The sequence below is a fragment of the Pseudoxanthomonas sp. F37 genome (assembly GCF_022965755.1).
Taxonomy (GTDB): Bacteria; Pseudomonadota; Gammaproteobacteria; order Xanthomonadales; family Xanthomonadaceae; genus Pseudoxanthomonas_A.
Genome location: NZ_CP095187.1, coordinates 1170338 through 1193806, shown reverse-complemented (window position 1 = coordinate 1193806; position 23469 = coordinate 1170338). Strand labels below are relative to the sequence as shown.

Genomic DNA, 23469 nt, shown 5'->3' with positions numbered 1-23469 from the left:
CGGCGCGCCGGATCATTCCGGCGCTTCCACCTGGTATCCCTTGGCCTGCAGGGCCGCCAGATAACCGCCGGGCTTGACCAGCTGCCATACCGGCACGGTAGCGAAGGTGATCCGGTTCTTCTGCAGCGCGCCTTCGGCGACCTCCATCCAGCGCGCCTGCATGCGCGCCTCCACGTCGGAAATGCCGCGCTTGCGCGCCGTGTCGGTGTTGAACCAGGCCAGCTCACAGGCCTGCTGCCAGTCCTGCCGCGCCCCGGATCGCAACGCCGGCCAGTCCCCCACCGCCCAGGCATTGGCACGCGCCGCCACGTGCGGCAGATCGCCCTCGATGACATCGAGCGTCTTGCTGAAGCAGGCGAGATCCTCGGGTTTGAGGGTTTCCTTGCGGAAATCCGCCAGCGCCGCACGCGGATCGTCCAACTTGATGTCCAGCACCGTCGGCGTGCGCTTCATCTTGCGCCGCTTCAACACGGCATCGATCACGGGATCGATGACGCCGCCCTCGCGCAGGCCCGAGTCCGACAAGGCTTCGGAGTAAAGCTGGAACGCCGCGATCAGCGGACGCTTCTTCTCGATGCCTCCATCACGTCCCATGTAGCGTCGCTTCAGCACGGCCCAGCGGGCGTACAACTCGGGCTGCAGGACGTCCTGCAGCTTCTGCCCATCCGGGTTCTTGGAGGCCTTCAGCGCGGAAGGCAGCAGCGTGAGTCCACGGAAGAAGCCGATATCGGTACCGACGCTGATGCCCGGCGAGGCCAGCACCTCGTCCGCGAGTTGCAGGACCTGGTCGACCTCGTCGGAGCGCCAGGTGATGTTCTTCGGCAGCGGCGACTGCGTGCCCAGCACGTAAAGCAGATGGTCGCCCTGGCGCACCTTCCACAGGCCGGGCCCAGGCTGCACGCCGGCCACGACCACGGCCTCCATCTCGATCACGTCGGTCCCGGCCATCGGCGGTACGGGTTCGCTTGCTGAAGTCTCCTGCGCGCCTGCGGGAGCGCCTCCCATCAACAGCGACAGCCACAGCAGGCCGTACAACGACAGACGCATCGCGGCGACTCCAGACGGTCGGATCGCGGAAGTTTGCCTTGAGCAAAGGCGGATGGCGCGCGGCGTCTGGCGAGCGAGGGGGATTGCGTTCAGGCGACCTTGCCGCCCGCGTCGCGCAGCGTGCGCGCGACCTCGCTGCCGCTCTGCATCAGCTCGAAGCCCTGCCAGCTGAAGCCAGGGGACACCGAGCAGTCCACCAGCGTGTAATCGCCGAGCGAACGCGCGCTTTGCCAGATGCCCGCGGGCACCACCTGGTTGGCCTGGCCGCCCCGGGCGGAGGTATCCAGTTGCACGCGGGTCAGCGTGCGCTGCTCGGGATCGAACATCGACAACTCCAGGGCGCCGCCTTCGCTCCAGTCCCAGACCTCGGTGGCGTCCACCCGGTGCCAGCGGGTCGTCACGCCGGCCGGCAACAGGAACTTGATGGCGGTGAGCGTGGGCCGCTCGATGCCGTTCACCTCGGTGCGCTTGGCCGATTCGTATACCCGGCGGAAGTGGCCACCCTCGGGGTGCGGCGCCAGTTGCAGGGTGCGGATCAGCTCGTCGGCTCTTGGATGCATGGGCTTTCCCGTATGCAGGGCGGACGGCCTGCCGTCGTCGGGCGCGTGCGCCGGGCACAAAAAAGCCCACGCGTGAGCGCAGGCTTGATGTCGAACCGCGATTGGTCGGGACGGCCGGATTTGAACCGACGACCCTCTGCCCCCCAGGCAGATGCGCTACCAGGCTGCGCTACGCCCCGAATCTCGCGGATCGGCCCGCCTTGCGACGGGCCGCGCATTATAGCCGGAATTCGCCGGCGACTCCCAGCAGGAGCGCCGTCATGCGTCACCGGCGCAACAACTGCAGGATTTCTTCCAGCTCCATGCGCACCTGGCGCACGATCTGGTGGCTCAGCGCCGCTTCCTGCTTGGCGCCCTCGCCTTCCAGGCGCAGACGGGCGCCGCCGATGGTATAGCCCTGTTCGTACAGCAGGCTGCGGATCTGGCGGACCATCAGCACGTCATGGCGCTGGTAGTACCGGCGGTTTCCGCGGCGCTTGGCCGGCTCCAGGCTGGGGAACTCCGTTTCCCAGTAGCGCAGCACATGCGGCTTGACGTCGCACAGCTCGCTGACCTCACCGATGGTGAAGTAGCGCTTGGCCGGGATCGGCGGAAGCTCGCGGTTACTGCCCGGATCCAGCATACGTTTCCACCCGCTCCTTGAGTTTCTGGCCCGGCCGGAAGGTCACCACCGTCCGCGCCGAGATCGGGATTTCCTCGCCGGTCTTCGGATTGCGGCCCGGGCGCTGGTTCTTGCGCCTCAGGTCGAAGTTGCCGAAGCCCGACAGCTTCACCTGGCGGCCCTGTTCCAGGGCCTCGCGCAGGACGTCGAAGTAGGCGTCGACGAATTCCTTCGCCTCGCGCTTGTTCAGGCCGACCTCGTCGAACAGACGTTCGGCCATCTCCGCCTTCGTCAATGCCATGGACTACTGCTTCCCCATTGCGGCCGTCGCCGGCCCCACCACTGTCTTCACGCCGATCATCCGCGCACCTTCGCGCCATGCGCGTCGCCGATGGCCGCCACGACCTGCGCCACGACCTGCGCCACGTCGGCGTCCGTGAGAGTGCGTGAGTTGTCCTGCAAAATCAAGCCCATAGCGAGACTCTTTTGACCTGATTCGACCCCCTGCCCGACGTACCTGTCGAACAGCTGGACGTCCCGCAGCAGCGGGCCCGCGGCCGTGCGCGCGGTGGCCGCGATCTCCGCCCACGGCACCGTGTCGGCGACGACGAACGCAAGATCCCGGCGGACGGACGGATAGCGCGACAGGTCGCCTGCCCGCGGCAGCGCGCGGATGGCCAGGGGCGCCAGATCCACTTCGAACGCGACCACCTCGGCATCCAGGTCCAGCGCGCGCTGCAGGCGCGGGTGCAGCTGGCCGATCCAGCCCACCTTCTGGTTTTCGCGGTAGACATCGGCCGAACGGCCCGGATGTCCGTGGGGCGCGGTCGAGGGCCGGAACTCCAGCGGGGCGCCGGACAACGCGGCGACGCTTTCCAGGTCGCCCTTCAGGTCGTGGAAATCCACCTTGCGGGTCGGCTGCCCCCACTGTTCGGCGGCCGCCTCGCCGACGGCCGCCGCAGCAAGGCGGACGGTCTCGCGCGGCGCGGCGCCGGCCACGGCCTGGAACACGTTGCCGATCTCGAACAGGCGGACGCGGCCCGCCTGACGGGCGGCGTTGCGCTGCAGGGCGGCCACGACACCGGGCAGCAGCGCGGTGCGCATGATGGCCAGCTCGGCGCTCAGGGGATTGGCCAGCGGAACGGCCCCATCGGCCATCTGCCAGTGCGCCAGCCACTGCGCATCGACGAAGGCGAAGTTCACCGTTTCCAGATAGTCGCGTGCGGCCAGCTGGCGACGCACCACCCCGGCTTCCACGCGCGTCTCGCTGGGCGAGGCGATGCGCGTGGCGCCGCCGGGCAGCGTGGTGGGCACGCGGTCGTAGCCGTGGATGCGGGCCAGTTCTTCGATCAGGTCTTCTTCGATGGCGATGTCGAAGCGGCGGGTCGGCGCCACCACGCTCCAGCCATCGGCCAGGGCCGCCGCCTGCAGGCCGAGCGCGCGCAGGATGCGCTCGATCTCGGCGTCGGCGATGTCCACGCCCAGCACGCGGGCGACGCGCGCGCGGCGCAGCCGGATCGCGACAGGCGCCGGCAGGTGTCCGGCATGCTCGACCACCGTCGTCGGGCCCGGCGTGCCGCCGGCCACGTCGAGGATCAGGCGGGTCGCGTACTCCACGGCCAGGCGCGGCAGTTCGGGATCGACGCCGCGCTCGAAGCGATGCCCGGCATCGGTGTGCAGGCCCAGCTTGCGGCTACGGCCGATGATGGCCGAGGGGATCCAGTGCGCGGCTTCCAGGAAGACGTTCGTCGTCGCATCGGTCACCCGGGTGTCGAGGCCGCCCATGATGCCGCCCAGCGCCACGGCGCGTGAGGCGCGGCCATCGCGGCTGTCGGACACCACCAGGAAATCGTCGTCCAGCGCCACGGTGCGGCCGTCCAGCAGCGTGGCCTGCTCGCCCGCCCGTGCGGGGCGCACGACCACCGGCCCTTCCAGCATGTCGCGGTCGAAGGCGTGCATGGGCTGGCCCAGTTCAAGCATCACGTACTGGGTGACGTCCACCAGGAAGCTGATCGGGCGCACGCCGCTGCGGCGCAGGCGCTCGGCCATCCAGATGGGGGTGGCCGCCCGGGCGTCGACGCCTTCGATCACGCGGCCGGCGAAGCGCGGCACTTTCGGCCCCGCTTCCAGCGCGACCTCCATCGTGGCCGGGCTCTGCGCCGGCACCGGTGCGGCATCCAGCGCTTTCACCTCGCTGCCCAGCGACGCCGCCACGTCGAAGGCGATGCCGCGCACGCTGAAGCAGTCGGCGCGGTTGGGCGTCAGCTTGATCTCGATGCTGGCATCGGGCAGGCCGAGATAATCGGCAACCGGCGTACCGACCGGCGCATCGGCCGGCAGTTCCAGCAGGCCGGAGGCATCGGCATCGATGCCGAGCTCCTTGGCCGAACACAGCATGCCGTTCGATTCCACGCCCCGCAGCCGGGCCGCCTTGATGGCGATGCCGCCCACCTGCGCACCGACCATCGCCAGCGGCGCCAGCAGGCCGGGGCGCGCGTTCGGCGCACCGCAGACGATCTGCAGCAGCCCGTCCTGCCCGGCATCGACCTGGCAGACCTGCAGACGGTCGGCTTCGGGATGGCGGGCGCATTCGACGATGCGCGCGACCACCACGTCCGCCAGGCCATCGCCCAGCGCGGTGACGTCTTCGACCTCCAGGCCGATCGCGGTCAGCGTGGCCGCCAGCTCATCGCGGGTGGCCCGGGTGGGAACGTGGCTGCGCAGCCAGTTTTCGGAAAATTTCATGTCTTGAAATTTCGGGAATGGAGAATGGGGAATGGAGAATCGTCAAACAGCCTGGCGCACGTTGATCGGTCGGGAGCGGGATGGCGCTTTTGCCGATTCCCCACTCTCCATTCCCGATCCCCTGTCCTCAAGCAAACTGCTTCAGGAACCGCACGTCGTTCTCGAAGAACGCGCGCAGATCGTTGACGCCGTAGCGCAGCATCGCGAAGCGCTCCACGCCAAGACCGAACGCGAAGCCGGTGTAGCGCTCCGGATCGATGCCGCAGTTGCGCAGCACGTTCGGATGCACCATGCCGCAGCCCAGTACTTCCAGCCAGCGCGTGCTGCCATCCGGCTGCTGCCAGGCGATGTCGACTTCCGCACCCGGTTCAACGAAAGGGAAGTAGCTGGGGCGGAAGCGCATCTCGAAATCGCGCTCGAAGAACGCACGCACGAACTCGGCCAGCGTGCCCTTCAGGTCGGCGAACGTGGAGTGCTCGTCGACCAGCAGGCCTTCGACCTGGTGGAACATCGGCGAATGGGTCTGGTCGCTGTCGCTGCGGTAGACCTTGCCCGCCGCGATCATGCGCAGCGGCGGCTGGTGCGCGTCCATGTAGCGCACCTGCACACCCGAGGTATGCGTGCGCAGCAGGCGGCCATCGCCGAAGTAGAACGTGTCGTGCATGGCGCGCGCCGGGTGGTGCGGCGGGAAGTTCAGCGCTTCGAAGTTGTGCCAGTCGTCCTCGATCTCCGGGCCGTCCGCCAGTTCGTAGCCCAGGCGGCCGAAGATATCGGCGATGCGCTCCAGGGTGCGGCTGATCGGGTGCAGCCCGCCGCGCGTGCCGTTCCTGCCCGGCAGGGTGACGTCGATGGTTTCGCCGGCCAGGCGCGCATCGAGCGCGGCGTCTTCCAGCACGGACTTGCGGGCCGACAGCGCCTCGCCGATCGCATCGCGCGCGCGATTGATCGCTTCGCCGGCGGCCTTGCGCTGGTCGGCGGGCAATGTCCCCAACTGCTTCAGCTGGGTGGTGATGCTGCCGCTCTTGCCCAGCAGGGCCACGCGCAGCTGCTCCACCACCTCGGGGGACTGCGCTGCCGCGATGTCGGCCAGGGCCTGGGTGGACAGGGACTCGATTTGACTCATATTTGATCGGACCTCGTGTCGTCATCCCGGCCAATGCCGGGATCCATTTTGCCGTTGCACCTGCTTCACGGACTTGGCGTGCGCGAAGATCAGGATGGACTCCGGCTTTCGCCGGAATGACGGCGACCCACAAAAAACAATGGGGAAGGACTCGCGCCCTTCCCCACGTGTTCCCGGCGATGGACTGCCGGAGTGCTTTACGGTGGAGACGCGGCTTACGCCGCGAGTGCGCCCTTCGCCTTTTCAGCCAGGGCCGCAAAACCGGCCGCGTCGTGCACGGCGATGTCCGCCAGCACCTTGCGGTCCAGGGTGATGCCGGCCTTCAGCAGGCCGTTCATGAAGCGGCTGTAGCTCAGGCCGTTGATGCGGGCCGCCGCATTGATGCGGGTGATCCACAGCGAACGGAAGTTGCGCTTCTTCTGCTTGCGGCCGATGTAGGCGTACTGCTGCGCCTTGATGACCGCCTGCTTGGCGACGCGGAACACCTTGCGACGGGCGTTGTAATAGCCCTTGGCCAGGTTGAGGACCTTCTTGTGACGGCGACGCGCCATCACGCCACGCTTAACTCGTGCCATGTCTCAGTCCTCAGAGGTAGGGAAGCATGCGGTTCAAACGGCCGCTGTCCTCGGCGCGGACGATGTTCGTCGCACGCAGGCCGCGCTTACGCTTGGTCGCCTTCTTGGTGAGGATGTGGCTACGGTTGGCGTGGCCAGCCTTGAACTTGCCGGAGGCGGTCTTGCGGAAACGCTTGGCCGCCGCCCGGTGGGTCTTGATCTTGGGCATTGCTATGTCCTTGACGGGTTTATGTCACTGATCCGGGCGGCGCCCTCCGGTGCTTGGCGGCGTTGCCGCGAAGACCGAAAGGCCACTCTTTCCATCCTTGCCCATATCGGCTTGTAAGTCGTTGATTCCACGAAGGAAGCCCCCGACGGGTCCATCGGCTGCGAACAGCCTCCCGGCGTACCGGGCCGCGTATTATGCCCGCTGCCGTTTTTTCTTGCAAATCCGGCCACTTAGCGGGGAAGCGGAAACGCGAAAGGCGCCTCGCGGCGCCTCCCCTCACCCTTTGCCCTCTCCCCGCACGCGGGGCGAGGGGAACGGTATGCGCCAGCGGCAAGGCCGCTGACGTCATTTTTTCTTGGGGGCGATCATCATGACCATCTGGCGGCCTTCCAGGCGCGGACGGGACTCGATGACGATCTCGTCGCCCAGTTCGGCCTCGATGCGCGCGGCCATCTCGCGACCCAGTTCCTGGTGGCTCATCTCACGGCCACGGAAGCGGATATTGACCTTGACCTTGTCGCCCTCCTGCAGGAAGCGGCGGATGTTGCGCATCTTGATCTGGTAGTCGCCCTCGTCGGTGACCGGGCGGAACTTCAGCTCCTTGATCTCGACCTGCTTGGTCTTCTTCTTGGCTTCGTTGGCCTTCTTCTGCGCCTCGAACTTGAACTTGCCGAAGTCCATGATCTTGCACACGGGCGGCTCGGCATTGGGCTGGATCTCGACCAGGTCCAATCCTTCATCCTCGGCCATGGCCAAGGCCTCGTCGCGCGAGAGCACGCCGATCATTTCGCCATCCGAACCGATCACGCGCACGCGCGGCACGCGGATTTCCAGGTTCTTGCGGTTTTGCTTGTTGTCAGGGGTGCTGATGTTGCAGTCTCCAGGGAGGGGTGCACCGGCCCATGCAGGCCGGAACCAAACTACGCGGCGTGCTCGTTACGCAAACGTTCTGCGAAGGCGGCAACGGACATGGTGCCCAGATCCTCCCCGGAACGCGTGCGCACGGCGATGGCGCCATTTTCCTTCTCGCGGTCTCCGACCACCAGCAGGTACGGCACCCGCTGCAGCGTGTGCTCGCGAATCTTATAGCCGATCTTCTCGTTCCGCAAATCGGCCGCCACCCGGAAGCCTTGATTTGCAAGGGTTTTCCTGACTTCGGCCACGTAATCGGCCTGGGCATCGGTGATATTCATCACCACGGCCTGCTGCGGCGCCAGCCAGGACGGGAATGCACCAGCGTGGTGCTCGATCAGGATGCCGATGAACCGCTCCATGGACCCCACGATGGCCCGGTGCAGCATGACCGGGTGCTGGCGCTGGCTGTTCTCGTCCACGTACTCGGCGCCCAGGCGGCCCGGCATCATGAAGTCGACCTGCATGGTCCCCAGCTGCCAGGTCCGGCCGATGGCGTCCTTCAGGTGGTACTCGATCTTGGGGCCATAGAAGGCGCCCTCGCCCGGCAGCTCCTGCCACTCCACCCCGCAGCTGCGCAGGGCGGCGCGCAGGGCGGCCTCGGCCTTGTCCCAGGTGGCGTCGTCGCCCAGGCGCGCGTCCGGGCGCAGGGCGATCTTGATCTGGATGTCTTCGAAACCGAAGTCCGAGTACACCTTCAGCGCCTGCTGGTGGAACGCCGTCACCTCGGCCTCGATCTGGTCCTCGGTGCAGAAGATGTGGCCGTCGTCCTGGGTGAAGCCGCGCACGCGCAGGATGCCGTGCAGCGCGCCCGAGGGCTCGTTGCGGTGGCAGGCACCGAACTCGCCGTAGCGGATCGGCAGGTCGCGGTAGCTGTGCAGGCCCTGGTTGAACACCTGCACGTGGCCCGGGCAGTTCATCGGCTTGACCGCGTAGGTGCGGTTTTCCGATTCGCTGAAGAACATGTTTTCCTTGTAGTTGTCCCAGTGGCCGGACTTCTTCCACAGGGCGACGTCGAGGATCTGCGGACAGCGCACTTCCTGGTAGCCGCTGTCGCGGTAGACCTTGCGCATGTACTGCTCGACCACCTGCCAGATGGCCCAGCCCTTCGGGTGCCAGAACACCAGGCCCGGCGCTTCTTCCTGCAGGTGGAACAGTTCCTGCTGCCTGCCGATCTTGCGGTGGTCGCGCTTCTCGGCTTCCTCGATGCGCTGGATGTAGGCCTCCAACTGCTTCTTGTCGGCCCAGGCGGTGCCGTAGATGCGCTGCAGCTGCTCGTTCTTGGCATCGCCTCGCCAGTAGGCGCCGGAGATGCGGGTCAGCTTGAACGCCTTCAGGAAACGGGTGTTCGGCACGTGCGGGCCGCGGCACATGTCCACGTATTCCTGGTGGTAGTACAGGCCCATGGCCGTCACTTCGGGCCCCATGTCCTCGATCAGTCGCAGCTTGTAGTCCTCGCCGCGGGCCTTGAAGACGTCCACCACCTGGGACCGCGGCGTCATCTTCTTGATGACGTCGTAGTCCTGCGCGATCAGTTCCTGCATGCGCTGCTCGATCGCCGCCAGGTCCTCCGGCGTGAACGGGCGCTCGCTGTAGATGTCGTAATAGAAGCCTTCGGCGATCACCGGGCCGATGACCATCTTCACGTCCGGGTACAGCTGCTTGACCGCATGGCCGACCAGGTGGGCGCAGGAGTGGCGGATGATCTCCACGCCCTCCTCGTCCTTCGGGGTGATGATGCGCAGCGTGGCGTCGTGGTCGATGACGTCGCTGGCATCGACCAGCACGCCGTCGACGGCACCGGCCACAGTGGCCTTGGCCAGGCCGGCGCCGATGGACTGGGCCACCTGCATGACGGAAACGGGGTTCTCGAACTCGCGGCGGCTGCCGTCGGGGAGCGTGATGGTGATCATGGGAAGTTCCGGCTTCTCAACTTTGTAGGAGCGCCCCGTGGGCGAGATGCTTTCGAGGTTTGCCCGGGAAGAGCATCGCGCCCACGGGGCGCTCCTGCAAAAGGGTATCGGGGACGGGCAAAGGCCAACAAAAAAGCGCCACGAGGGCGCCTACGGGATGCAGTGCCTCGGGCAATACCAGATTCAGGGGATGGTAGTGCTCATGTCGCACGCTCGGCCGGCGTTTCCGCGGGCCACCTCGTGATGAAGATGGCGCATCGGGCTGGCCCCAGAAGTCCGGAATCCACGCCGTGGAAGCGTGGTGGGCGGTACAGGGTTCGAACCTGTGACCCCTACCATGTCAAGGTAGTGCTCTACCGCTGAGCTAACCGCCCGGTCTGCCCTTTGCAGGGGCGCGAATTCTATCCCGGATGCGGGGTCGCCGACAACCGGGGGCGGCGCCCGACGGCTCAGCCGCCCAGGCTGGCTTCCTTCAGCCGCTGGATCTGGTCGCGCAGGCGCGCGGCGTCCTCGAATTCCAGGTCGCGGGCATGCTGGTACATCTGCTGCTCCAGCGCCTTGATGCGGGCCACGGCCTTGGCCGGATCCATCACGCCGTACTCCACCGCTTCCTCGGCCACGCGCCGTCCCTTGCCCCGACCGGCCTTGCCCTCGCTGGCGGCCTCGCTGCGGGCGCCTTCCAGGATGTCCACGATCGGCCGCGCGACCGATTTGGGGGTGATGCCGTGCGCCAGGTTGTACTCCACCTGCTTCTCCCGGCGGCGGCCGGTTTCGTCGATGGCGGCCTGCATGGAACGGGTGACCTTGTCGGCGTACAGGATGGCCTTGCCGCGCAGGTTGCGGGCGGCGCGGCCGATGGTCTGGATGAGCGAGCCGGTGGACCGGAGGAAGCCCTCCTTGTCCGCGTCCAGGATCGCGACCAGCGAGACTTCGGGCATGTCCAGCCCCTCACGCAACAGGTTGATGCCCACCAGCACGTCGAACTTGCCCAGCCGCAGGTCGCGGATGATCTCGACGCGCTCGACGGTATCCACGTCCGAGTGCAGATAACGCACCTTGATGCCGTGTTCGCCCAGGTACTCGGTCAGGTTCTCGGCCATCCGCTTGGTCAGCGTGGTGACCAGCACGCGGTCGCCCCAGGCCACACGCTCGTTGATCTGCGACAACAGGTCGTCGACCTGCGTGCCGACCGGACGGATCTCCACTTCAGGGTCGATCAGGCCGGTCGGGCGCACCACCAGTTCGACGATCTCGCCATTGGATTCGCGCAGTTCGTAAGGTCCCGGGGTAGCCGAGACATAGATGCTGCGGGGGGAACGCGCCTCCCATTCCTCGAAGCGCAACGGCCGGTTGTCCAGCGCCGACGGCAGCCGGAAGCCGAATTCCACCAGGGTCTCCTTGCGCGAGCGGTCGCCCTTGTACATGGCGCCGATCTGCGGGATGGTCACGTGCGATTCGTCGATCACCAGCAAGGCATCGGCCGGCAGGTAGTCGAACAGGGTCGGCGGCGGCTCACCGGGCGCCTTGCCGGTCAGGTGGCGCGAGTAGTTCTCGATGCCCGAGCAGAAGCCGACCTCCGCCATCATCTCCACGTCGAACTGGGTCCGCTGCGCCAGGCGTTGCGCTTCGACCAGCTTGTTCTGCGCGTACAACTGCTCCAGCCGCTCCTTCAGCTCGACCTTGATGGTGTCGATGGCGGTGAGCACGCGCTCGCGGGTGGTGGCGTAGTGCGTCTTGGGATACACCGTGTAGCGCTGCAGCTTGCGCAGCGACTCGCCGGTGAGCGGGTCGAACAGGCTGAGCCCCTCCACCTCACCGTCGAACAGCTCGATGCGCAGCGCTTCGGCATCGCTCTCCGCCGGGTGCACGTCGATGACCTCGCCGCGCACGCGGAACGTGCCGCGCTGCAGCTCGTACTCGTTGCGGGTGTACTGCAGCTGGGTCAGGTGGCGGATCAGGTCGCGCTGGTCGATCCGCTCGCCCAGCGACAGGATCAGGCGCAGCGACAGGTAGTCCTCCGGCGCGCCCAGGCCGTAGATCGCCGACACCGTGGCGACCACCAGCGCATCGGGCCTGGACAACAGCGTCTTGGTGGCGGCCAGCCGCATCTGCTCGATGTGCTCGTTGATCGAGCTGTCCTTCTCGATGAAGGTATCGCTGGCCGGCACATAGGCTTCCGGCTGGTAGTAGTCGTAGTAGCTGACGAAATACTCGACCGCATTGTGCGGAAAGAAGGCCTTGAACTCGCCGTACAGCTGCGCCGCCAGCGTCTTGTTGGGCGCCATCACCAGGGTGGGCTTCTGGATCTGCTGCACCACGTTGGCGATCGTGTAGGTCTTGCCCGAACCCGTCACCCCCAACAGGGTCTGCTTGGCCAGGCCGGCCTGGAAGTTCTCCACCAGCTTCTCGATGGCGCGGGGCTGGTCGCCCGCCGGCGAATACGGGGAAACAAGCTGGAAACGATCAGTCATCGCAGGCCGTCCGGGAATCGACCTTCGAGTATAGCCCCGGGGGCGTGAGCGCCCCTGCGGGGATTCCCTACATCAGGACAGGAGCTGTCCTGATGGCGCACCCTGTTCGCGCGCTCGATGCTGGATGGCCGGAACATTCGAGGAACCGCGCCATGGCAAGGATGCCATCGTCTTCACCCTGTGCTCGTCCCCCACGCATCGATCACCGCCACCGGGGTGTGACCCTGCTGGAACTGGTCGTGGCCATGTCCGTGCTGGCGATCCTGGCCGCGCTGGGCATCCCCTCGTTCCGCGCATTGCAGAAGCGCAGCCAGGTGGATGCCGCGCTGCACCTGCTGACCTCCCATTTCGCCTCGGCCCGCATCACCGCGATCACCCACAACGTGCCGGTGGTGGTGTGTCCCAGCCGGGGGGACGGCCTGTGCCGGCAGGACAGCGACTGGAGCGAGCACTGGCTGACCTTCAGGGACCCGGACGGCAACCGGCAGCCCGACGACGCCTTCGATGTCTTCCGCAACGAGCCGGCGCCCCATGCGCCCGGGTTGCGCCTGCTCTCCACGGCGGGCCGGCGCCAGGTGCGCTATCTGCCGACCGGCTACAGCTCCGGCAACAATCTCACGGTGCGCCTGTGCATCGACGGCGAAGTCAGCGGGCTGGTCGTCATCAACAATGCAGGGCGGATCCGCAGCGCCCGCCCGAGCGAGCCTGAACCCTGCGTCCAACCCGGCTGAACCTTTCCAATCAAGGCCTTGGCGCCGAGGCCTGCACCCACCGCCAGCGAAACGCCCGGACGATGCCGGACGACTTGCCGCCGCGCCGACGTGCCCGCTACAATACGCGCCCCGCCCGAATAGCTCAGCCGGTTAGAGCACTTGACTGTTAATCAGGGGGTCGTTGGTTCGAGTCCAACTTCGGGCGCCATGAAAATCAAAGGCCTACGCAGAAATGCGTGGGCCTTTCTGTTTTCCGGCTGGGAAAACGGGTGGGAATATTTTGTCCATAGGTGGTTGTTTTACCTGCTAAGGCCACAGGACTGCACGCCGACGAAGTTGATTCCAGAACGCTACGCGCAGGCTTGCTTCACGAGCTACTGCACGCGGACCTCTCGGGGTGAAAGTCATTGGTCAGCCCCCCCAATTGAAGGTCTCTGGGTCCGGTTATACATCGGCTTGTTAGCCGGACCCGGCGGGTCTAAGATCTAGCAGTATCAAGGGGATAGCCCACCATACGGTGCGCTGTGGATAAGTCGTATAACCGGACCCAGGGATCCGGCTATTAGGTAGTTAGGCGGCAATGAACTTTCCCCATAACCTGCGAAAGCTCTTCTCGTCGCCGATCTTCTTCGTTGCTCTTGGCTACGTAGCAGCGATTGCCTCGCTGCTTGCTCAAGACGCCGTACTTCGAGGCGACCTGATTCCAGGCAGTACAACCAGCGATCTACTGGCAACAACTATTGTTCCCCTCACCTTCGTTGGGCCCATGATCGGAGTTGGACTTGGGGCCCGCCATCTCTTGCATCGGCGGAGACTTGGAGAGAGCGCTCTTGGTCTGCTGGCGTCGTCGCCGCTCCTGCTTCTGTGGGCTCTAGCACTTGTGCGGTGGATTCGCTATGGCATGCTTGCCGCCTAACAATTCATGTATGGACTCCTCCGTCAATCGGTCGTTGCCGAAGTGATCTGATCGCGGAAGTGGAACGGTTGCAGTCGTGTATCCGGCCTTGGGGTGAGCAGCATCTGCCCGGGCCATCATGGAATCCGCGGGGCGGGTGCCTATCGTTCAAGCGGCCTGCCAGGCCGGCATTGTTATCGGCGTTGTCCGCTCCGGGACCGAACCCTTCGCCATGATCAAGATCGTTTCAGGCAACTCCCGACGTTGAAGCGGTGAATTTGCGCGTTGAGGCGGTGGGCTTAGGTGGCGTGCGGCCGCTCGCTGACGTGGCGCGGATCGAACGGCATGCCGTGGTGTTCCATCGCCCACAGCCGTCGGGCCAGCTTGTTGGCCAGCGCGCAGGCGGCCTTGTTGTGGCCGCGGGTGTCCTGAACCTTCAGCGCCCAGGCCTGCAGCGGATCGAGGGCTTGCCCGCGCCGCTGTTTCATCCGCGCCGCCTGCAGCACCGCGCGTGCGCCGTGGATCAGCAGCGTTCTTACGTAGACATCGCCGCGCTTGGTCAGGCCTCCCAGCCGGCGCTGCTGGCCCGAGGAATGCTCGCGCGGGGTCAGTCCCAGCCACGCCGAGAACTGGCGCCCGCTGCGGAAGCGCGACAGATCGCCGGCACTGGCCCGTAGCGCGGTCGCCGTCAGCAGGCCCACGCCCGGCACGCCACGGTAACGCTGCACCGCCACCTCGCGTGAGGCGAATTCCTCCAGCCGCTGCTCGATCGCCGCCATGTCCTTGTCCAGTTGCGACAGTCTGTCGATCTGCTCGGCCAGGCTGTGGCGCAGCGTCATCGGCAACTCGTTGTCACCGTCTTCCAGCGCATCGCGTACCGCCCCCGGCACCTTGGCCGCTCCAACGGGTACCGCCACGCCGAACTCGCGCAGCACGCCCCGCAACAGGTTGAGCGTGGCGGTACGTTCACCCTTGAGGTGTTCACGCAGCCGGTGCAGCGCCTGGATGCCCTGCTGCTCCGGGGTCTTGACCGGCACCCCGGCCATGCCGGCGCAGCGGTCCGCTTCCAGTATCCCGGCCACGTCGTTGCGGTCGGTCTTGTTGCCGCGCACGTAGGGGCGCACGTCACGTGCGGGAAGCAGGCGTACCGTGTGGCCCTGGCGCTGGAAGCGGCGCGCCCAGCAGTGCGCACCGCCGCAGGCCTCCATCAGCACCCGCAACGGCGGCCGGGTCTCCAGCGAACGGATGAAGGCCCGGCGCGAGAGGCGCTTGCGCTCGATGACCCGGCCCTGCGCATCGGCGAAGGCCAGCTCGAAGACCTCTTTTGCCAAATCGATGGCGACGGTACTAGCATGCATGGCGTGGACTCCTCTCGTGATCCCGTGTCCTGATGGAAACATCAGTCTGGCTCTTCGAAGCCGTTTGGTGACGCGGGAGGAGTCCATCCCATCATTCAAGCCGAACCCGCTTCGCGGGTCGGCTTAATTCCAGTGTTAGGCACCATGTCGGCAATCCTGCTCTTCACGGTCCAAGAAGCGTTTCAGTTGTCGGGGCGACCCGGGCCAGTTCTTGCCCCCGGTATTCCTAGCGATCAAAAGCTTCCGTCAGTTCAGATAGGAACGTCGATCCGCCTCGTCACGCCTGACGGCAAGAGCATTGACACAGAAGTTGCTGGTGTTGAGATGATCAACTATGGGCGCAGGCCGCCACCGGACAATCCTTCTGTTCCCATTGCTCTGCCGTCTTCCATATCAAAGGTTCAAGTCCCGGCTGGCACCAAGGTTTTCCTCATCGCTGCAGCAACTGACGTGACTGACAATGGTGCCTAACAATTCATTCAAGCCGAACCCGCTTCGCGGGTCGGCTTAATTCAGGCGTTAGGCGCCATGCCAAAGATCATAGTTGACCCCGCCAAGCTGTTATCGCTAATTGGCTCTTCCCCACCAACAGCCGAGACCGCCCTGCAAATATTTCAGCGCGTCACTGATGCTCCATCGTCGCTCCACGCGCAAGGCTGGTCCGCTGATGAGATATTCTGGTGTCGGTACTTTTATCTACGGCTGTACGCAAGCCTTCAGTCAATAGCCGGCTCTTCAGATGCCGGGCTCGAACAGCTCACATTCAAGCTCCTTGAGCTGCCTGAGCCGAGATGCGATCCAGACTGGCAATTGCTTGAGCCAATTGATGCGCTAGCCAAAGATACTGCGGCTGCCTGGGTCTGCTAATGGCACCTAACAATTCATGTATGGACTCCTCCGTCAATCGGTCGTTGCCGAAGTGATCTGATCGCGGAAGTGGAACGGTTGCAGTCGTGTATCCGGCCTTGGGGTGAGCAGCATCTGCCCGGGCCATCATGGAATCCGCGGGGCGGGTGCCTATCGTTCAAGCGGCCTGCCAGGCCGGCATTGTTATCGGCGTTGTCCGCTCCGGGACCGAACCCTTCGCCATGATCAAGATCGTTTCAGGCAACTCCCGACGTTGAAGCGGTGAATTTGCGCGTTGAGGCGGTGGGCTTAGGTGGCGTGCGGCCGCTCGCTGACGTGGCGCGGATCGAACGGCATGCCGTGGTGTTCCATCGCCCACAGCCGTCGGGCCAGCTTGTTGGCCAGCGCGCAGGCGGCCTTGTTGTGGCCGCGGGTGTCCTGAACCTTCAGCGCCCAGGCCTGCAGCGGATCGAGGGCTTGCCCGCGCCGCTGTTTCATCCGCGCCGCCTGCAGCACCGCGCGTGCGCCGTGGATCAGCAGCGTTCTTACGTAGACATCGCCGCGCTTGGTCAGGCCTCCCAGCCGGCGCTGCTGGCCCGAGGAATGCTCGCGCGGGGTCAGTCCCAGCCACGCCGAGAACTGGCGCCCGCTGCGGAAGCGCGACAGATCGCCGGCACTGGCCCGTAGCGCGGTCGCCGTCAGCAGGCCCACGCCCGGCACGCCACGGTAACGCTGCACCGCCACCTCGCGTGAGGCGAATTCCTCCAGCCGCTGCTCGATCGCCGCCATGTCCTTGTCCAGTTGCGACAGTCTGTCGATCTGCTCGGCCAGGCTGTGGCGCAGCGTCATCGGCAACTCGTTGTCACCGTCTTCCAGCGCATCGCGTACCGCCCCCGGCACCTTGGCCGCTCCAACGGGTACCGCCACGCCGAACTCGCGCAGCACGCCCCGCAACAGGTTGAGCGTGGCGGTACGTTCACCCTTGAGGTGTTCACGCAGCCGGTGCAGCGCCTGGATGCCCTGCTGCTCCGGGGTCTTGACCGGCACCCCGGCCATGCCGGCGCAGCGGTCCGCTTCCAGTATCCCGGCCACGTCGTTGCGGTCGGTCTTGTTGCCGCGCACGTAGGGGCGCACGTCACGTGCGGGAAGCAGGCGTACCGTGTGGCCCTGGCGCTGGAAGCGGCGCGCCCAGCAGTGCGCACCGCCGCAGGCCTCCATCAGCACCCGCAACGGCGGCCGGGTCTCCAGCGAACGGATGAAGGCCCGGCGCGAGAGGCGCTTGCGCTCGATGACCCGGCCCTGCGCATCGGCGAAGGCCAGCTCGAAGACCTCTTTTGCCAAATCGATGGCGACGGTACTAGCATGCATGGCGTGGACTCCTCTCGTGATCCCGTGTCCTGATGGAAACATCAGTCTGGCTCTTCGAAGCCGTTTGGTGACGCGGGAGGAGTCCATCCCATCATTCAAGCCGAACCCGCTTCGCGGGTCGGCTTAATTCAGGTGTTCTCGAACTACTTTGATGGGAAAACCTGTCGAGGGAGCCAATGGCATCACGGGTTCCACGCTATCCGGATTGGAAAATCGAACAAGGCCAAGTTGTTGATTTCAAATCTAAGTCCCGAAGTCTGTTAATCAGGGGGTCGTTGGTTCGAGTCCAACTTCGGGCGCCAAATACATCAAAGGCCGCGAGTGATCGCGGCCTTTTTCATTTGTCTACTATGCGCCACCTGTCTACTAATTGGGTGTGTCAAACATCGGTAATCGGCTGTAGCCCGTCGCCCCCGCTCACGGGGCGCATCTCGCGGTTGAGCTACCACGCAATGGCTTCGGCCTGTTCGCCACGATCAGAACGAGAACTTTGCGACCCGGCCACCGACGGTTTCGAACCAGGTGACACCCTCGGCCACCAGGTCGAGGCTCAGGGTGAACGACTCAACCTCCGGCAGCGGCACGATGAACCGAACGTGGCGTCGGTCACCAGGCTCGGTGATGCTATCGCTGACGGCGCCGCGGGCGTAGTCCGCGTCGAGCAGACTTCCGTCCTGGCCGTAGAGGTGGACGCCAAGATTGACCGAGCCCACCCCTCTCATGGAAGGTAGCCACGTCGATGATCCGGTGTTGGTCACCACGCCATCAATGACCACTGCGCCGTCCTGCCGAATGGACGTTAGCAGCAACTCGCCGCCAAGCCCGGCCGCCGCCCGCGAGTCTGTCTTGTTCGGGTCACCCTTATGCAGGAAAAACACCCGGCGATGCCGGCTTTCAGCCCGGGCCTGCTCGACAAGATTCAGCGCGGCCATGCTGGTCTTCTCGGTGAGAAATCTGTTGTACTCTCCGAGCTTGACCATGATGGGACTGGTGGCGAACACAGCCAGGTCGACAGACGAGAATCCACAGGAGACGGCTTCTCCAATCAACTCTTCCACGATGATGTCCGCTTCGATGACGCCGAAGCTGCGCATCTCGTACTGTGATTGATGGCTGCGCGAATGCTCGGGGCCCGGCTCATGGAAAGCCGCCAGCCCGTCGCGCTTCAAAATGCGATGAAACTCTCGGATGGCCGCCTTCTGGTCAGGCACGTGGTGGAAGGCGTCGAACACCACGATACGATCAAATGATTCATCCGGAAATGGAAGCTTGGCTTCATCGATGGGCGCATAGGAAATGGACGCGCCGTGCAGTGCTGGGTCGCTGTCTGCAAGTCGCTTACCCAGGTCAAGTGCGTTTCGGGACACATCCGCTGCAGTCACTTCGCATCCCACGCTCGCCAATATCCGGCTCAGCCAGCAGGTGCCGGCACCGAAGTCGAGCACCTTGGCCCCGCGGAACAGCTTCAGATTCCCTAGGACGGCTCCGATGCCGGCAGAGATAACCGACGCCTCCTCCACGGAGGCGAAGGGTTTTCTGGCCACGACCGAGTTTACGTCGACGGTCGAGAAGTACTGGTCGGCGCGCTCGGCGTGCTGCTGAAAACTGTACTTGGAAACGATGTCGCGGTAATCGATTACATCATCCATGGCTGAACCTTGCCTGGGCCTTGGCCCGAGTATATCAGCGGCGTCGACGGGCAATGAACGAGAAGGCGGTCCGCTGAGCACCTACTTTCGGTTTCGATGGCGCAGGAATTACCCGCAAATTGGAGTCCCGAATTCTCAGTGGAGTAGACGGGCCACTTTCGTTAGACGCCTTGCACGACAGCGGTTCCGGACAATCCAGCCATGAGACTGTTAATCAGGGGGTCGTTGGTTCGAGTCCAACTTCGGGCGCCAGATGAAAAACAAAAGGCCCGCATCGTCAGATGCGGGCCTTTTTCTATGGGGTCACCAGCATTGATCCGCGCTGCTGGCGGTACCGCTCTCTCCGCGTACGCCCTGCTGATTGATGGTAAGGGTTCCGCATAGCGTGTCGCGCGCGGCCTGGGCGCCCGACGGCACGATCCGGAGCGTATACGCCTTCGCCGCCGGGGTGCCGACGAACTCCGGGGCGGCATAGTGGGCCGCTACTTCCGCATCGCAGGTGGGGGCCGTCGCCCCCGCATAGGTCAGACGCGTGGTGTAGTGCCGCTCCATGAACTGGGCAGCCTCCTGAAGGCAGGCCGCCGCCGCGGCGCGCCGCGATTTCACAATCTGATCCTGATAGGTGGAAACCGCGATCACCGCCAGGATCCCGACGATCGCTATCACGATCAACAGCTCGATCAGCGTGAAGCCTGCCTCACCCCTGCCCTGTAGTCCGTGGTCGAACCTCTTCATAGCTCCCCCTGTGCGCTCCATCAGTCACCCACCACTTCACGCCACGATACACGCGCCGGCGCGAGCACGGACGAGTTGGTCTTTATTACGTTGCTTTCCGCGTTGTCCATATTCGTGAGCATCATGTTGCCGACGAAGATCGGGTTGTTAGGCCCGCTTGGTAGGCCCAGGCCGGACACCACAGAACCGTTGGACATATCGCTGTTGTTGAAGTTGCCGTCGTTGTTCAAGTCGAAGAACGTGGAGTTCAGACGTCCGCCCGTGAAGGGGTTGATCGCCATAATCCAGCCACGACCGCTCGGATCGCACACGCTCGTATTGTCGGGAATACGCGTCGTTCCGATCAGCGCCAGGCCCTGAAAGATGTTCGGTACGACCATGCGCTCGCCTTCCGCGCCATTCAATGGCGATACCAGGTCGATGTACCAGCCATTCACGCTGGGCGTGGTGACCGCATCGATCACGCGGGCGCCGAGGCCATTGGCCAGCGTCTGCTCGCCTGTGATCGCCACGCGCTGAAGCGCATTGCGTCCGGCAATGGCTACGCCGCGGTCGATCAAGCCATACCAGCTTTGCACCTGCGTATCTGACAGGTCGGCTTCGCTAACGTACTTGCCGGTGCCGAAGTAGACCCACGTATCGTTATTGCTCGGATTACGGGACACCGTGGGCGCCGCCGTGATGGGCTGGGCTGTCGTACCGTCGGTCGCCTGGAACATCGCCGTGACGGTCGGCGTGCCGGCCAGATTGCCGAACCTCCAGAGATTGCCGCGCAGATCGCCTGCATAGACGCGGTCCACGAAATCCGTGGCACCGGTGTTCCAGACATTGGGGCCCGACAGGCCGTTGTCGCCGGCCACGCCCGTGCTCACCGTCGTCACCGCGCCATTGTTCAAGCGAATGGTCACCAGCTGCGCGGTACCGCCGCTGCCATTGGGACCGTTACCGATGAAGACGCGCCAGTCGCCGTTGGCCACCTGCGCGATGATCGGCTTGCCCAGCGAATTGCCCATGGCCGGGATATCCGTGGCCGTCTTCTCCCACAGAAGACTGACGTTCGAAGGGTTGGTCACATCGAGCGCGTAAACACCGCGCCCACCGCGCCCAAGCGTGCCCACGAGGATAGTGCGCCATTGGCCACCCCAATAGGCGTCGGCTACAGTGATGTCGCCATCAACGTAGTACTGGTGCACATAGTTGGGATCAGCCAGCGCGGCCAGCCGCGGGATGACCTGGGACGGAATGAAGGCGAACGTCTCCGCGCCCGTCGTCGCGTTGAAGCCATGCAGCATGCCGTCGTTGGCACCGACATAGACAGTCGGCGTACGCGTGGCGTTGGCGAGCACGAAAGCCAAGTAGTCGTCCGCACCGGTGAATTCCGCGCCGTAGAACAGGCGCGAATTCGGCGCACCGACGTAGACCGGCTGCGAGTTGACGATGTCGCCCAGCACGCTCTGACGGGTACGCAGGGTACCTACCGGCATTTCGTTCGTCCGGTCGCCGCGGATGTAATCCACGACCGCCTGGGTCCCCAGCGCGGGCGCCTGCGACAGCGAGGTGAACAACTGCATCGCGCCGCCGTTGTTGATGTAGATCCGCCGGCTGGCGAAGTTGGCGGGGAACTGAGAGCCCGCCGTCCAGGCCTGCGTCAACGCACCAGTACTCTGGTTCACGTTGTAGCCGACGAGTTCGCCACGCCAAGCGCCGCTGTAGAACTGCGCCTGGTAGGTCATCGCGCCGGTTTCCAGCTTGGTCGTGTTCGACGCGAACGAGCCCCCCGAACCGCGCATGTCCTGGACGATCTTCGCGAAGACCTGCTTTAGACTTTCGACCATCCTCCCCGCCTCAGAGGCGACATAGAAATTCGCCGGGCGCTTGAAGCTCGTGACTCCATTGACATACTGGTTCGTCGCCCACCATTGCGAGTCCGCCAGAGGCGTGACATTGGTATCGGGGTTGTAGCCCGCCGGCACCGTGAAACCACCATACTTTGTCGCCAGCGCGTATTGGTTGGTGTGCGGCGTCTTATAATCGCGATTTTCCACCACATCCACCCAGTAGGTGGAAATCGTCTGCTTTCCCGCGATCGGGTTCGGTCGCGTTGCCGGACGGATGTCGCGCGTGTGCGCGTCGTAGGCAAGTGCCGCGATGTAGGCGGAGTTGTTGTGGCCCGAGTTATTGAAGTACGCCGCCGTGGAGCGCGTCGTAGCATCGGCTTCCGAGAAACCTTCCATTCGCCAGATGTTCTTCAACATGGCGACGACGTCGACCGATGTATCGGCGTCGACTTCGGCGGGCTTCGCCGGCTCCCCCGCGCTACTGGTCGCGCCCGGAAGATTCTTGTCTCGCCAGGTATTGGTATCGCCGACGCCCAGAATCACGTTGGTCTGGCACGAATAGCGAATTGGATCATCCCAGTCGGTAATGACGGGGAAGCCATCGGCCAACTGGTAATCGCCATTCACCACCGCATACGAAGGAACATTTCCCTGATTCTTGAAGTAACGCAGCGCCGTATAATAAAGCTCGCTGACGTTATCGTAGGATTTGGCGTTACGCCCCGTTTCCATCTGTCCGAACTTGTTCAGGTAATTGATGACGCCGCTATTGGTGATGTTGGCGTTGGTATTGGTCGCGTCTGTCGGGTCGGGATTCTGGTACAGGATGCCGGTAACCGGATCCCACTCGCGGTTCGGATTACCCTGCGCGCCCGACTCGGGGAACTGGCTCGCGGGCCCGACGAACTTCTGGCGCGCACGCATCACGCCACCCTCTGGCTCGGTGCCGCCGCCATTGTTCAGATAACCGAAGATGCTGTAGCGGATGCTGTTGGCGTACTGCTGGATCAGGCCCTCGGGCTTCGCCACGCCGCTATAGGTCGTATTGCAATTGGCTTCGAGCATGCCGGCGACACACACCGCCACACGCACGCTGACCTCGAACACGACGTTGGCCTGGCTGACCTGACGGCCGTTGACGGTGATGTTGCTGTTGTCGAGCGTATGCGTCGCAGGGTTATAGGCAACGGGCTGCCCAGTACCCGGGTTGTTGAGGGCCAGCGCGGCCGAGTTGGACCCGCTGGTGAAGCGCATTTTGTTACCTAGGCCGTCGATGCGGGTGCGGATGGTGTTCCAACTGGCTGGGGTGGCCGCATTCACGGCCGTCGGATTGGAGCTGCCCGGGTAGGTACGGCGGGGAAAGTTCGCCGTGGCACTGTCACTGCCATCACGGTCCGCTTTCGCCTTTTCCAGCCAGGTGGCGGCCGTGGTATCCCGTACACGGTAACCACCCGTCAGCGCCGAGCGGAAAGGATCGATGGTCTGGGTCGCGGCCCAGTTCATGTAGTTGCCGCTCCACAGCGCGCCCGTGCACGTGTGGCCCGCAGCAGCGGAAGATTGAGGTGCGAAGTGGCGCTCGCTCTCGGTAGCGCTGTACTCATAGCGATAGCACTTCTCGGAATCGAAGTAGCCCACGTACGTATTGGTGGGCACGTAGTCGCCGAAATTCGCCACGCTGATCAGCGTCGGGAACTCCACGGAAGGCACGAGCGCCAGATTGCCGGGCACGTCGCGGCCGATCGACAAGGGCTTCTGGGAGATGTCCAGCGACGCGGCCGGGAACGCGCTGGCGACGGCGAACAGGCCCACGAGCACCGCAAGCATGCGCTCCCTCGCCTTCCGGAAGGCCGCGCTCGCGCGGATCCCGGAGCGGGACGACGGCTTCGACGGAATGGATTCAAGCGTCATCGCA

18 protein-coding genes and 3 tRNA genes are annotated in these 23469 nt (G+C 64.7%); 3 read left to right on the top strand and 18 right to left on the bottom strand.

Annotation, left to right across the window (positions count from 1 at the left end; genetic code table 11):
• Nucleotides 1-12 precede the first annotated feature (12 nt).
• From MUU77_RS05520 to uvrB, 13 genes are all read right to left on the bottom strand, one after another.
• Nucleotides 13-1047 (bottom strand): TraB/GumN family protein, encoded by a 1035-nt coding sequence (locus MUU77_RS05520; RefSeq protein ID WP_245092459.1) that lies wholly within the window; start codon nt 1045-1047, stop codon nt 13-15.
• An 89-nt stretch (nt 1048-1136) separates the two neighbouring features.
• Nucleotides 1137-1607 carry a cupin domain-containing protein gene (locus tag MUU77_RS05515; RefSeq protein ID WP_245092457.1) on the bottom strand — a complete coding sequence of 157 codons (471 nt, stop codon included), beginning with the start codon at nt 1605-1607 and terminating at the stop codon, nt 1137-1139.
• A 102-nt stretch (nt 1608-1709) separates the two neighbouring features.
• A tRNA-Pro gene (locus MUU77_RS05510) sits at nt 1710-1786 on the bottom strand.
• An 86-nt stretch (nt 1787-1872) separates the two neighbouring features.
• Complete coding sequence (locus MUU77_RS05505) at nt 1873-2229, bottom strand: MerR family transcriptional regulator (RefSeq protein ID WP_056878218.1); 357 nt, start codon at nt 2227-2229, stop codon at nt 1873-1875.
• Nucleotides 2210-2509: an integration host factor subunit alpha gene (locus MUU77_RS05500; RefSeq protein ID WP_055936063.1), complete on the bottom strand. Its 300-nt coding sequence runs from the start codon at nt 2507-2509 to the stop codon at nt 2210-2212. Before MUU77_RS05500 ends, MUU77_RS05505 begins: the two co-directional genes overlap by 20 nt.
• Nucleotides 2510-2565: 56 nt before the next feature.
• Nucleotides 2566-4953, bottom strand: a complete 2388-nt coding sequence (gene pheT / locus MUU77_RS05495; RefSeq protein WP_245092455.1) for a phenylalanine--tRNA ligase subunit beta — start codon at nt 4951-4953, stop codon at nt 2566-2568.
• A gap of 127 nt (nt 4954-5080) precedes the next feature.
• The gene (gene pheS, locus MUU77_RS05490) at nt 5081-6076 is read right to left on the bottom strand and encodes a phenylalanine--tRNA ligase subunit alpha (protein WP_245092453.1); all 996 of its coding nucleotides are present in this window, start codon (nt 6074-6076) and stop codon (nt 5081-5083) included.
• Between the two features lie 215 nt (nt 6077-6291).
• On the bottom strand, nt 6292-6651 hold the full coding sequence (rplT, locus tag MUU77_RS05485) for a 50S ribosomal protein L20 (RefSeq protein WP_093300456.1): 360 nt from the start codon (nt 6649-6651) through the stop codon (nt 6292-6294).
• A gap of 10 nt (nt 6652-6661) precedes the next feature.
• Entirely contained in the window at nt 6662-6859 is a 198-nt protein-coding gene (rpmI, locus tag MUU77_RS05480) for a 50S ribosomal protein L35 (RefSeq protein ID WP_162110557.1), read from the bottom strand.
• A gap of 345 nt (nt 6860-7204) precedes the next feature.
• Nucleotides 7205-7687: a translation initiation factor IF-3 gene (infC, locus tag MUU77_RS05475; RefSeq protein WP_256452076.1), complete on the bottom strand. Its 483-nt coding sequence runs from the start codon at nt 7685-7687 to the stop codon at nt 7205-7207.
• Between the two features lie 92 nt (nt 7688-7779).
• The gene (gene thrS, locus MUU77_RS05470) at nt 7780-9684 is read right to left on the bottom strand and encodes a threonine--tRNA ligase (protein ID WP_245092451.1); all 1905 of its coding nucleotides are present in this window, start codon (nt 9682-9684) and stop codon (nt 7780-7782) included.
• A gap of 299 nt (nt 9685-9983) precedes the next feature.
• Nucleotides 9984-10058, bottom strand: a tRNA-Val gene (locus MUU77_RS05465).
• A gap of 75 nt (nt 10059-10133) precedes the next feature.
• Nucleotides 10134-12155 (bottom strand): excinuclease ABC subunit UvrB, encoded by a 2022-nt coding sequence (gene uvrB, locus MUU77_RS05460; RefSeq protein ID WP_245092427.1) that lies wholly within the window; start codon nt 12153-12155, stop codon nt 10134-10136.
• Between the two features lie 92 nt (nt 12156-12247).
• Between uvrB and MUU77_RS05455 the strand changes: the two genes are divergently transcribed.
• Both MUU77_RS05455 and MUU77_RS05450 read left to right on the top strand, forming a co-directional pair.
• On the top strand, nt 12248-12886 hold the full coding sequence (locus MUU77_RS05455; protein WP_345779064.1) for a Tfp pilus assembly protein FimT/FimU: 639 nt from the start codon (nt 12248-12250) through the stop codon (nt 12884-12886).
• Nucleotides 12887-12999: 113 nt separating this feature from the next.
• Nucleotides 13000-13076: transfer RNA gene (locus tag MUU77_RS05450), tRNA-Asn, on the top strand.
• A 986-nt stretch (nt 13077-14062) separates the two neighbouring features.
• On the opposite strand, the gene MUU77_RS05445 is transcribed toward MUU77_RS05450, so the two are convergent.
• Entirely contained in the window at nt 14063-15121 is a 1059-nt protein-coding gene (locus MUU77_RS05445; RefSeq protein WP_245090756.1) for an IS110 family transposase, read from the bottom strand.
• 144 nt (nt 15122-15265) lie between these two features.
• On the opposite strand from MUU77_RS05445, the gene MUU77_RS05440 reads away from it, so the two are divergent.
• The gene (locus MUU77_RS05440) at nt 15266-15592 is read left to right on the top strand and encodes a hypothetical protein (protein WP_245092423.1); all 327 of its coding nucleotides are present in this window, start codon (nt 15266-15268) and stop codon (nt 15590-15592) included.
• A gap of 684 nt (nt 15593-16276) precedes the next feature.
• Here the strand turns inward: MUU77_RS05440 and MUU77_RS05435 are convergent.
• The 4 genes from MUU77_RS05435 to MUU77_RS05420 all read right to left on the bottom strand — a co-directional run bounded on the left by MUU77_RS05435 (nt 16277) and on the right by MUU77_RS05420 (nt 23465).
• Nucleotides 16277-17335 carry an IS110 family transposase gene (locus tag MUU77_RS05435; RefSeq protein ID WP_245090756.1) on the bottom strand — a complete coding sequence of 353 codons (1059 nt, stop codon included), beginning with the start codon at nt 17333-17335 and terminating at the stop codon, nt 16277-16279.
• Nucleotides 17336-17811: 476 nt separating this feature from the next.
• A complete protein-coding gene (locus MUU77_RS05430; RefSeq protein ID WP_245092421.1) occupies nt 17812-18984 on the bottom strand; it encodes a class I SAM-dependent methyltransferase in 1173 nt (390 codons plus the stop codon).
• Nucleotides 18985-19287: 303 nt separating this feature from the next.
• A complete protein-coding gene (locus MUU77_RS05425) occupies nt 19288-19719 on the bottom strand; it encodes a type IV pilin protein (protein ID WP_245092419.1) in 432 nt (143 codons plus the stop codon).
• Nucleotides 19720-19739: 20 nt separating this feature from the next.
• Nucleotides 19740-23465 carry a PilC/PilY family type IV pilus protein gene (locus MUU77_RS05420; protein ID WP_245092417.1) on the bottom strand — a complete coding sequence of 1242 codons (3726 nt, stop codon included), beginning with the start codon at nt 23463-23465 and terminating at the stop codon, nt 19740-19742.
• Nucleotides 23466-23469 lie beyond the last annotated feature (4 nt).